9 protein-coding genes are annotated in these 11,024 nt (G+C 71.7%); 1 reads left to right on the top strand and 8 read right to left on the bottom strand.

The features are described 5' to 3' along the window. Window positions 1–1,936, bottom strand: a 1,936-nt coding sequence (locus VF542_RS05180) for an FAD-dependent monooxygenase (RefSeq protein WP_408650641.1), incomplete at its 3' end; no start/stop codon positions are given. 92 nt (window positions 1,937–2,028) lie between these two features. After that, window positions 2,029–3,651, bottom strand: a complete 1,623-nt coding sequence (locus VF542_RS05175) for an AMP-binding protein (protein WP_408650640.1) — start codon at window positions 3,649–3,651, stop codon at window positions 2,029–2,031. Window positions 3,652–3,722: 71 nt separating this feature from the next. Between VF542_RS05175 and VF542_RS05170 the strand changes: the two genes are divergently transcribed. After that, on the top strand, window positions 3,723–4,571 hold the full coding sequence (locus VF542_RS05170; RefSeq protein WP_408650643.1) for a PaaX family transcriptional regulator C-terminal domain-containing protein: 849 nt from the start codon (window positions 3,723–3,725) through the stop codon (window positions 4,569–4,571). Between the two features lie 7 nt (window positions 4,572–4,578). On the opposite strand, the gene VF542_RS05165 is transcribed toward VF542_RS05170, so the two are convergent. From VF542_RS05165 to VF542_RS05140, 6 genes are all read right to left on the bottom strand, one after another. Beyond that, window positions 4,579–5,001, bottom strand: a complete 423-nt coding sequence (locus tag VF542_RS05165; protein ID WP_408650639.1) for a RidA family protein — start codon at window positions 4,999–5,001, stop codon at window positions 4,579–4,581. 81 nt (window positions 5,002–5,082) lie between these two features. Further along, window positions 5,083–5,850, bottom strand: a complete 768-nt coding sequence (locus tag VF542_RS05160; protein WP_408650638.1) for an SDR family NAD(P)-dependent oxidoreductase — start codon at window positions 5,848–5,850, stop codon at window positions 5,083–5,085. Then, window positions 5,847–6,677, bottom strand: a complete 831-nt coding sequence (locus VF542_RS05155) for an enoyl-CoA hydratase family protein (RefSeq protein ID WP_408650637.1) — start codon at window positions 6,675–6,677, stop codon at window positions 5,847–5,849. The genes VF542_RS05160 and VF542_RS05155 overlap by 4 nt, the downstream gene beginning before the upstream one ends. Beyond that, window positions 6,674–7,852: an acyl-CoA dehydrogenase family protein gene (locus VF542_RS05150; RefSeq protein ID WP_408650636.1), complete on the bottom strand. Its 1,179-nt coding sequence runs from the start codon at window positions 7,850–7,852 to the stop codon at window positions 6,674–6,676. The genes VF542_RS05155 and VF542_RS05150 overlap by 4 nt, the downstream gene beginning before the upstream one ends. 130 nt (window positions 7,853–7,982) lie before the next feature. Beyond that, window positions 7,983–8,285: a hypothetical protein gene (locus tag VF542_RS05145; protein WP_408650635.1), complete on the bottom strand. Its 303-nt coding sequence runs from the start codon at window positions 8,283–8,285 to the stop codon at window positions 7,983–7,985. 138 nt (window positions 8,286–8,423) lie between these two features. Then, window positions 8,424–10,655: a DEAD/DEAH box helicase gene (locus VF542_RS05140; RefSeq protein ID WP_408650642.1), complete on the bottom strand. Its 2,232-nt coding sequence runs from the start codon at window positions 10,653–10,655 to the stop codon at window positions 8,424–8,426. Between the last annotated feature and the right edge of the window lie 369 nt (window positions 10,656–11,024).

Here is an 11,024-nt window from a genome sequence, read left to right as displayed (position 1 = left end):
CGCCCTCGTACCAGTCGGTCGCCGAGATCCGCACGCTGACCGGGCGCTCGGCCGGCCAGGCGGCGCGTACCGCCTCGAATACCTCGAGCGGGTAGCGCAACCGGTTGGCCAGCTCACCGCCGTACTCGTCGGTGCGGAGGTTGGACAACGGGGACAGGAACGAGGACAGCAGGTAGCCGTGCCCGCAGTGCAGTTCGAGCAGGTCGAAACCCGCGCGCGCGGCGGCGCAGGTGTTCGCCACGAATTCGGCCTTGACCTGCTCGAGGTCCGCTCGGGTCAGTTCCCGCGGAGCCTGGTTGGCCGGCGAGTAGCGCAGCGGCGACGGCCCGACGATCTCCCAGTTGCCCTCGGGCAGCGGCTCGTCGATGCCTTCCCACATCAGCTTGGTCGACCCCTTCCGGCCCGAGTGGCCGAGCTGGATGCCGATCTTGGCGGTGCTCTCACGGTGGACGAAGTCGACCACCCGAGCCCAGGCCTGCTCCTGCTCGGCGGTGTAGATGCCCGCGCAGCCAGGGGTGATCCGCCCCGCGGGTGACACGCAGACCATCTCGGTCATCACCAGCCCGGCGCCGCCGAGCGCCCGCGAGCCGAGGTGCACCAGGTGGAAGTCGGTGGGGACACCCTCCACGGCCGAGTACATGTCCATCGGCGACACGACGACCCGGTTCTTCAGCTCCAGCTGGCCCAGCCGGAACGGGTGGAACATCGGCGGGCGGGCAGGCTCAACCGCGGTCCGGTCCGCCACCGCCGGGTACTCCTTCGCCAACCGGCCAGCCTCGTGCCGGGCGAACCAGTCGTCCATGCCGGCGACGAACTCCGGGTCGCGCAGCCGCAGGTTGTCGTAGGTGATGCGCCGGCTGCGGGTCACGATGTTGAACGCGAACTGCTCCGGCGGCTGCTCCACGTAGTGGCCGATGTTCTCGAACCAGTCCAGTGAAGCCCGGGCCGCGCGCTGGGTCGAGAGCACCACCGGCCGGCGCTCGGCCTCGTAGGCCTCCAGGGCGGCCGGCACGCCGTCGTGCTCGTGCAGGCAGGCCACCAACGCCAGCGCGTCCTCCATTGCCAGCTTCGTGCCCGAGCCGATCGAGAAATGGGCGGTGTGGGCGGCGTCGCCGAGCAGCACCACGTTGCCGTTGCGCCAGGTGCCGTTGGAGATCGTGGTGAAGCTCTGCCACTTGGAGTTGTTCTTCAGGATGCGGTGGCCCTGCAGGAGGTCACCGATCAGCTCCTGCACCCGGGCGACCGACCTCTCGTCGCTGACCCCGGGGGGAAACGCGGTCGACGCCGACTCGGCGAAGCCGGCCCGGCGCCAGACGTCGTCGTGCATCTCCACGATGAAGGTGCTGCCGGTGGCGTCGTAGGGATAGCCGTGCACCTGCATGGTTCCGTACGGCGTCTGGCAGATGTAGAACTTGAACGCCTCGAAGACCAGGTCGGTGCCGAGCCACATGTACTTGTTGCGGCCCGTCTCCAGCGACGGCCGGAAGACGTCGGCGTACTTGGTGCGCACGCTGGAGTTGGCGCCGTCACTGGCGATCACCAGGTCGTACTCCAGGCTGAGGGTGTCGACGTCGGGCGCCTGGCTGCGGAAGGCCACCCGCACGCCCAGCTCGGCACAGCGTTCCTGCAGCAGCTGCAGCAACTTCTTCCGGCTCATCGCCGCGAAGCCCTGGCCGCCGACGGTGGTCAGGGTGTTCCGGTAGTGGATGTCGATGTCGTCCCAGCGGGCGAACTGCTCGGTCATCCGGGCATGGATCACCGGATCGGCGTGCTCGATGCCACCGAGGGTCTCGTCGCTGAACACCACGCCGAAGCCGAAGGTGTCCTCGGCGGCGTTGCGCTCCCACACCCGGATCTCGGCAGCGGGGTCCAACGCCTTGGCCAGGGCGGCGAAGTACAGCCCGCCCGGGCCACCGCCGATGACTGCGATACGCATGCTCGTTCCTCCTTGCGGTTCCTTACCTGCGCGGAGCCCGTACCGTCCGGACGCTGCTCGCCGGCCGGCGCTGACGCACGGCTGCCACTTCGCTAGCGCGCGGCCTCGGTTTCCCGGAGCCGGAAACGCTGGACCTTGCCGGTAGAGGTGCGCGGCAGCGCCGTGACGAACTCGATCGAGCGGGGGTACTTGTACGGCGCGATCGTCTGCTTGGTGAAGTCCTGCAGCTCGGTGACCTTCGCCGCGTCCTGCGCGACGCCCTCGCGCAGCACCACGACGGCGTGCACGGTCGCACCGCGTTCGGAGTCGGGGCGAGCCACCACCGCACACTCCACGACGTCGGGGTGCTGCTCCAGGGCCCGCTCTACCTCGGGTGCGGCGATGTTGTACCCCGAGGAGACGATCATGTCGTCGCTGCGGGCCTGGTACCAGAAGTAGCCGTCGGAGTCGCGGACGTAGGTGTCGCCGGTGACGTTCCACCGGTGCTGGACGTAGACGGCCTGCCGGGGGTCGGCCAGGTAGCGGCAGCCGGTGGGGCCGACCACCGCCAGCCGGCCCGGCGTGCCGTCCGGCGCCGGGTTGCCCTCCTCGTCGAGCACCGTCGCGGTGTAGCCCGGCACCGCCTTGCCGGTCGCGCCGGGCCTGATGTCGGCGTCGGCGGCGGAGATGAACACGTGCAGCATCTCGGTGCTGCCGATGCCGTCGATGAGCTCGATGCCGGTCTTGTCGTGGAGCTCCTGCCAGACCGGGCGGGGCAGGTGCTCGCCGGCCGACACCGCGCGGCGCACGGTGGCCAGCCGGTGCTGCTGCCCGGCGCGCAGGATCGCCCGGTAGGCGGTCGGCGCGGTGAACAGCACGCTGGCGCCGAACCGTTCGACCGCTTCGGCCAGTTCGGTGGGGGTTGCCCGCTCGATCAGCAGCGTCGAGGCTCCGATCCGCAGCGGGAACACCAGCAGGCCACCGAGGCCGAAGGTGAAGGCGAGCGGCGGGGTGCCGGTGAAGATGTCGTCGGGCCGGCCCGCCACCAGGTGCTTGCCGAACGTGTCCGCGATCGCCAGCACGTCGCGGTGGAAGTGCATCGTCGCCTTCGGGGTTCCGGTGGTGCCCGAGGTCGGTGCCAGCAGCGCGACGTCGTCGGCCGCGGTGTCGACGTTGAGGAACACCGTCGGCTTGCCGGCGGAGGCGGTGATCAGGTCATCCGCACCGCCGCCGCCGTACTGCAGCATCGGGATCCCGGCAGCCGCGACGGCCGGCACCAGGTCGGTGGTGAAACGGGAATCGCACAGCGCCAGGCCGGCGCGGGTCAGGTCGATCAGCGGCGTGATCTCGCCGCTGCGCAGCATCGGCACGGTGAGCACCACGACACCGCCGGCCTTGAGCACCGCGAACCAGCACGCGACCAGCCAGGGATTGTTCGGCCCCCGCAGCAGCACCCGCTGGCCGGGCACCAGGCCGGCGTCCTCAGTCAGGTAGTGCGCCAGCTGGTTGGCCCGGGCGAGCAGCTCGCCGTAGGTCCAGGTCTCCTCCGCGGTGCGCAGGGCCGGCCGCTCGGCGCCATGGGTGGCCACCACCTCATCCAGCAGGACCGCCGCGCAGTTGAGCCGCCGCGGGTACTGCAACTCCGGCAGGTCGAAGTGGAAGTCGGGCCACTGCTCCTGGGGCGGCAGGTTGTCCCGGCAGAACGTGTCCAGATGCGCTGACGGCGAGAGCTCCACTGGTTGAACCCTTCTCTCGGGACGTCTGTCAGTATTCTCTAGTTGTGACGACAGTCAAGAACGCGCGATACCTGGACGTCGCCAGGCCCGCAGCCGGCCCGGACGAGCTGCTCGTCGAGGCCCAACCCCGGCGGCTGATCGTCACCATCTACGGCCTGTACGCGCGGGAGGAGCCGAACTGGCTGCCGATCGCCGCGGTGGTGCGGCTGATGGGTGACCTCGGCATCGACGGCCAGGCGGTGCGCTCGTCGATCTCCCGGCTCAAGCGCCGCGACATCCTGCAGAGCATGCGGATCGACGGAGCCGCCGGTTACGCGCTCGCGCCGTCGATGCTGCAGGTGATGCGGGAGGGCGATCGGCGGATCTTCGACCAGCGGCCGGCCAGCCTGGCCGACGGCTGGGTGCAGGTGGTGTTCACGGTGCCCGAGGCCGAGCGCGGCAAGCGGCACGAGCTGCGGACCAGGCTGGCCGGGCTCGGGTTCGGTCCGGTGGCGCCGGGGGTATGGCTGGCGCCGGGCGCGCTGGCCGCCGAGGTGAGCGAGGTGCTGGCACGGCGGCGGCTGTCCGGCTACGTCGACATCTTCCGCGGCCAGTACCTCGGTTACGCCGACCTGCCCGGCCGGGTGCGTGACTGGTGGGATCTGGACGACCTCGCCGCGAAGTACGCCCGGTTCGTCGGGCACTACCGGCCGGTGCGCAGGCGGCTCACCCGGCGGCTCCCCGGCGGCGGCGAGGCCTTCGCCGAGTACGTCCGGATGCTCACGGCGTGGCGGCGGCTGCGCTACCTCGATCCCGGCCTGCCCGCCGAGGTGCTGCCGGCACGCTGGAACGGCGTCGCGGCGGCCGAGTTGTTCGGCGAGCTCAGCGACGTGCTGCGCGTGCCGGCACACCGGCACGCGATGCAGGCCATCTCCGACTGACCGCGGGTCAGTCGGCTCCGTCGGTGCCTCGGCGCGGGATCTCGGCCACGCCCTGCAGCTCGATCAGCGCGTCGTCGTCCCACAGCCGAGCGATGCCGATCCCGGCCATCGCCGGGTACTCGGTTCCGGCCAGCCGCCGCCAGACGGCACCGATCTCGCGGGCATGCGCGCGGTAGTCGGCGATGTCGACGATGTAGATGGTGACCGTGGCCAGGTGCTCGGGGCCGCCGCCGGCCGCGGCCAGCGCGGTCAGGAGGTTGGCCAGCGCCTGCTCGAACTGCGCCACGATGCCGTCGCCGACGATGTTGCCGGCCTTGTCCAGGGCGGTCTGCCCGGCCAGGTAGACCCGCGTCGTGTCGGTGGCGCGCACCGCGTGTGCGAAGCCGGACGGCCGGCCCAGCTCGTCGGGGTTGATCCGCTCCAGACTCATGTCCTCACCGGCTCTTCGCGCGAGCGCTCATCGTCTCTGCTCGCTCCGGTCCTCGCTCGCTGCGCTCGCTGCGATCCTCACTCATGACTGCACCGATCCTCCGTCGACGTTGATCCCCTGCCCGGTGACCGCGGCGTTCGCCACGCAGAACCGCACCGCCTCGGCGACCTCCGCCGGGTCGACCAACCGCCCGATCGGCTGCCGGCGGGCCAGCGTGGCCCGCGCCTCGTCGGAGCTTCGCCCGCCGCGGGCGGCGATCGACTCGATGGTGGCATCGGTCATCGGGGTGTCGACGTAGCCGGGGCAGACGGCGTTGACCGTCACCCCGGTCCGGGCCAGTTCGGCCGCCGCCGCCCGAACCAGGCCCAGCACGCCGTGCTTGGAGGCGGTGTAGGCCGCGACCTGTGCCTCGCCGCGCTTGGCGACCACCGACGCGATCACGACGATCCGGCCCCAGCCGCGCTCGGTCATCGACGGCAGCGCCCGGCGGATCAGCCGGAACGGCGCGGTGAGGTTGAGATCGAGCATCCGCGCCCAGTCCTCGTCGGAGGTGTCGACGAGCGGGGCGGCGACCCCGGCGCCGGCGCTGCAGACGAGCACCTCCACCGGCCCCCAGTCCCGTTCGATCCGGCCGAAGGCGGCCTGGGCAGCGCCCGGGTCGGTGACATCGGCGACCACGCTCAGGCTGGGTCCGGGCAGCGTCGCGGCCACCTTCTCCAGGGCGGCGGCGTCGCGGCCGAGTAGCGCCACCCGATGTCCCTCGGCGGCCAGCGCGGCGGCGACCGCGGCCCCGATCCCGCGGCTGGCACCGGCGACCAGGCAGATCCGGCCGGGACCCGGCACCGTCAACGCCCGGTCCAGCGCGGCGGCCGGCGGTCGTTGAACGCGGCATGGAACTCGGCATGGTCATCGGTGGTCATCAACAGCGCCTGGGTCATCGCGTCCAGCTCCATCGCGCCGGCCAGTGACATGTCCAGCTCCCGGGTGATCAGGGCCTTGGTCTGGGCGTAGGCCAGCGTCGGCCCCTCCGCCAGCCGGGTGGCCAGCTTCGCCACCGCCGCGTCCAGCTCCTCGTCGGCCACCAGCTCGCTGACCAGGCCGTACCGATCGGCGGTGGCCGCGTCGATCGTGTCGCCGAGCATCAGCAGCTGGGTGGCACGCCCGGCGCCGACCATCCGGGGCAGCAGGTAGGCCGCTCCCATGTCACCACCGGAGAGCCCCACCTTGGTGAAGAGGAAGGCGAACCGCGCGGACTGCGTGACCACCCGGAAGTCCGAGGCGAGCGCCACCACCGAGCCCGCCCCCGCGGCGATGCCCTGGATCCCGGAGATGATCGGGACGGAGACCTCGCGCATCGCCCGGATCAGGTCGCCGGTCATCTTGGTGAAGGCCATCAGCTCGCGCGGGCGCATGGTGATCAGCTCGCCGATGATCTCGTTGACGTCCCCGCCGGCACAGAAGGCCTTGCCGGCGCCCCGGATCACCAGCACCCGCACGTCCTCGCGGTAGGGCAGCTGCTGCACCAGGTCACGCAGGTCGGCATAGCTCTCGAAGGTCAGCGGGTTGAGCTTCTCCGGCCGGTTCAGCGTGACCGTGGCGATGCCGTCGGCCACCGCGAAGTCGAAGTGCTGCCAGTCATCGGTGATCGGGACGGACGCCCGGAACCTGCTCGTCATGCCTCTGGGCCTCCCTGTCCACTCGGTCCGGCGGGCCCGTTCGCGGCCTGCACCAGTGAACGGCCGATGATGGTCCGCTGCACCTCGGAGGCGCCCTCATAGATGCGGGGTGCCCGGACGTCGCGGTACAGCCGCTCCAGCAGGTGCCCGCGTTGCAGCGCCCGGGCTCCGTGCAACTGCACGGCGGCGTCGACGACGAACTGCGCGCTCTCGGTCGCGAACAGCTTGGCCATCGCGGCCTTCCGGGTGAGTTCGGGCGCCGCTGCGCCGCCGTCATAGGCCGACGCTGCCGCGTAGACCAGCAACCGGCTGGCCTCGACCCGGGTGGCCATCTCCGCCAGCAGGTGGCTGACGGCCTGCTGGTCGCTGAGCACCCCGCCGAAGGCCTGCCGCCCGGTGGTGTGCGTGATGGCGGCATCCAGCGCGGCCTGGGCCATGCCCACCGCGAAGGCCCCGACGCTGGGCCGCAGCACGTCCAGGGTGCGCATCGCGACCTTGAAACCGGCGTCCACCTCGCCCAGGACGTCGGCACGCTCCACCCGGACGCCGTCGAACACCAGCCGGCCGATGGCGTGCGGCGCCAGCATGTCCAGGTGCTCGCCGGACAGGCCGGGTGCGTCTCCGGCCACCACGAACGCGGTGATGCCGCGGGCCCGGGCGCCGGCGGTGGTGCGGGCGAAGACGGTGTAGACGTCGGCTTCGGGAGCGTTGGAGATCCAGCTCTTCTCGCCGGTCAGCCGCCAGCCGTCGGAGTCCGGTTCGGCCCGCAGTTGCAGCGCGGCGGCGTCGGATCCGGCCTCGGCCTCCGACAGCGCGAACGAGGCGACCACGGTGCCGGCGGCCACCCCGTCGCGGTACCGCCCGGCCTGGCCCTCGGTGCCGAAGAGCATGAAGGGGTAGCTGCCCAGCGCCTGCAGGGCCAGCGCCGTTTCGGCCTCGGTGCAGACCGTGGAAAGTGCCTCCCGCAGCAGGCAGAGTTCCATCGCCGCCGCCGACCGGCCACTGCTGCCGAACAGCCGGCCGAGCAGCCCGTGCTTGCCCATCGCTTCGAGCAGCGGGCGGTTCACCTTGCCCTCGGCGCCGCGCTCGGCCAGCGGGATGAGCTCCTGGACGGCGACCTCGCGGACCGCTCGCAGGTAGGCCAGCTGCTCATCGGTGAGTGCGAAGGCGGTCATCGGGTCTCCAAGGGGACGACGCTGATCGCGCTGCTCTTCCCAGTCTTCCAAGCGCTTGCGCGACCGGCACGAGCCTAGCGAATGCGCGACGACCGTCAACATCGCGCAATACCACCAGCTCCTGGCAGGCCTACCAGACCTCGAAACCTTCGGCCCGCAGCGCCTCGGCCGCCTCGGATTCCTGCGCCTTCGGAACCCACAGGGTGATCACCGAGTACGAGGTGCCGTCGACCACCTGCACGCTGTTCAGCGCCAGCTGCGGGAGGGTGCTCTCCGAGGGCAGCTCGGTGACTCCGGCGGACAGGCGCTCCTGGACCCGCTGCAGGGTGTGCTCTTCGGGCGAGCCGGGACGGGCGGTGGTCGCGAACCGGACCCCCGGCACGCCGGCGATCGTGTCGTTGCCCCGGGTCACCGTGTTCACTGCGTCGTTCACCGTGCCTCCTCACTGCGATGGACGAGACTGCGTTGGCCGAGGTTGGCCGAGGTTGGACGAGGTTGGACGAGGTTGGACGAGGTTGGACGAGACTGTGATGCCGACTTGGCAGCTAACGGTAGTACGGGCAGCCCGCGATCACGCAGCCTTCGCCCGGGACAGCACCGCGTCGAGCACCAGCAGCGCCCCGGCCTTGTCCAGCGGGTTGTTGCCGTTGCCGCACTTGGGCGACTGGATGCAGGACGGGCAGCCGGCCGGGCATTCGCAGCCGGCGATGGCGGCCCGGGTCGCGGCCAGCCAGTCGGCCAGCACCGCATGGCCGCGGGCGGCGAATCCGGCGCCGCCGGGATGACCGTCGTAGACGAAGACGGTAGGGCGGCCGGTGTCGGCGTGCAGGGCGGTCGACACCCCGCCGATGTCCCAGCGGTCGCAGCTGGCGAACAGCGGCAACAGCCCGATGGCGGCGTGCTCGGCCGCGTGCAGGGCACCCGGCAGCTCCATCGCCTCCAGGCCGGTCTCGCTGACCAGGACGTCGTCGAGGGTGTACCAGACGGCTTTGGTGACCAGCCGTTGCAGCGGCATGTCCAGCGGTGTCTCGTCCAGCAGCTCACCGCTGAACCGGCGGCGCTGGTAGCTGACGACCTGGTGGGACACGTCGACGGTGCCCAGCTGGACGCTGACCCCGTCCAGCATGGCGCTGCGTTCGATGGCCAGGATCGCGATGTCGGTGATCTCCTGCGCGCAGGTGGTCCAGGGCGGGTCCTCCGGGTGCACCAGCGCCGCGCCGTGGTCGAGGTCCAGCTCGTCGACGACGAACGAGCTGCCCTGGTGCAGGTAGACCGCCGCGGGATGCACCGTTGCCGGGGCGGTCCCGGCGTCGACGGTGCCCAGCAGCGTGCCGGAGCCGGACTCCACCACCGTGACCGGCTGGCCGGCTCCGCGCAGGTTCGCCGTCGGGCGGTTCCGGTCGGTCCAGAACCATCCGGTCGGTCGCCGGCGCAGCAGCCCCTGCTCGACCAGCTCAGCCAGCACCGGCTCGGCGGCCGGGCCACCGAACAGCTCGACGTCGGCAGCGGTCAGCGGAAGCTCGGCGGCCGCGCAGCACAGTTGCGGCCCGAGCACATGGGGATTGCCCGGGTCGGTGACGCTGGCCTCCACCGGCCGGGCGAAGATGGCCGCCGGGTTGTTCACCAGGTAGGTGTCCAGCGGGTCATCACGGGCGATGAAGACCACCAGCGCGTCCTGCCCGCGGCGGCCGGCCCGGCCGGCCTGCTGCCACAGTGAGGCAAGCGTTCCGGGATAGCCGGCCAGCACCACCGCGTCGAGCCCGGTGATGTCCACGCCCAGTTCCAGGGCGTTGGTGGTCGCGACCCCCAGCAGCTCGCCGCTGGTCAGCGAACGCTCCAGCGCGCGACGCTCCTGGGCCAGGTAGCCGCCCCGGTAGGCGGCCACCCGGTCCACGAGTTCCGTCGCGCCGGCCTCGGCGAGGTGGTTCTTGGCGGCCAGCGCGGTGAGTTCGGCACCGCGCCGGGACCGGACGAACACCAGGCTCCGGGCGCCGGCGATCACCAGGTCGGCCAGCAGCCGGGCTGCCTCTGACCCGGCGGCCCGCCGGATGGGTACCGCGTGCTCGCTGCCGGCCAGCGCCAGCGCCGGTTCCCAGAGCGCGAAGGTCCGGGAGCCGCGCGGCGAGCGGTCCCGATCCACCGTCCGCACCGGCAGCCCCACCAGCCGGGAGGCCGACTCGCCGGGGGTGGCCGAGGTGGCGGAGGCCAGCACGAACACCGGGGCCGCCCCGTAGGCCGCGCAGATCCGGCGCAACCTGCGCAGTACCAGGGACACGTGCGAGCCGAACAGCCCCCGGTAGTGGTGGCACTCGTCGATCACCACGAACCGCAACCGGCGCAGGAAGCCGGCCCACCGCTGGTGCTGGGGCAACAGCGTGCGGTGCAGCAGGTCGGGGTTGGACAGCACCACGTTGGCGTGCTGGCGGATCCAGTCCCGCTCCTCGAACGGGGTGTCCCCGTCCAGGGTGGCGGCCCGCAGCCCCGGCAGGCCCAGGGCCGCCAGCGCGCGGTGCTGGTCGGCGGCCAGCGCCTTGGTGGGGGACAGGTAGAGCACCTTCGACCGTGCCTCCGCGAGCACCGCGGACAGCATCGGCAGCTGGTAGGCCAGCGACTTCCCGGACGCGGTGCCGGTGGCGATGACCACCGAGCTGCCGGCCCAGGCATGCTCGGCCGCCTCGACCTGATGTGGCCAGGGCGCGTCGATACCGGCGGCTGCCAGCGCCGCGACCAGGTCGGCCGCCACCCAGTCCGGCCAGCCGGCCGCGGCCGGTGGGCGTGCCGGAACCTGCTCCACATGGCGCAGCGGCGTCTCGCCGGGTGGGCAGCCGGTGAGCAGGCCGGCCAGCAGCGGGTGCTCGGTGTCGATCGTTGTCTCCTGTCCGCTCTATTCTGTTCGCGTCTGTTCGCGCGCGGCCAGGCGTTCCGGCAGGCAGATCGGCGTAAACGCTGCCAGGCCATCCGGAAAGGCCGAACCGTATGCTCAGCCAAGCACGAACCGCTGACAGTCTCCGAAGCCAGGAAGGGCTCTGATGCCAGGAAGGGCTCTGATGCCAGGAAGCGCGGTCCGCTGATGAACCTGAGCATGACCCTGTCCAGCACCGGCACCCAGAGCGTGCTCGAAGTCAGCGGCGAGGTGGACGTGCAGTCGGCGGCCCAGCTGCAGGAGCGGCTG

Origin of the sequence: Jatrophihabitans sp. (genome assembly GCF_036389215.1) — a bacterium.
Lineage (GTDB): Bacteria > Actinomycetota > Actinomycetes > Mycobacteriales > Jatrophihabitantaceae > Jatrophihabitans_A.
This window is presented reverse-complemented; position numbering and strand designations above follow the sequence as displayed.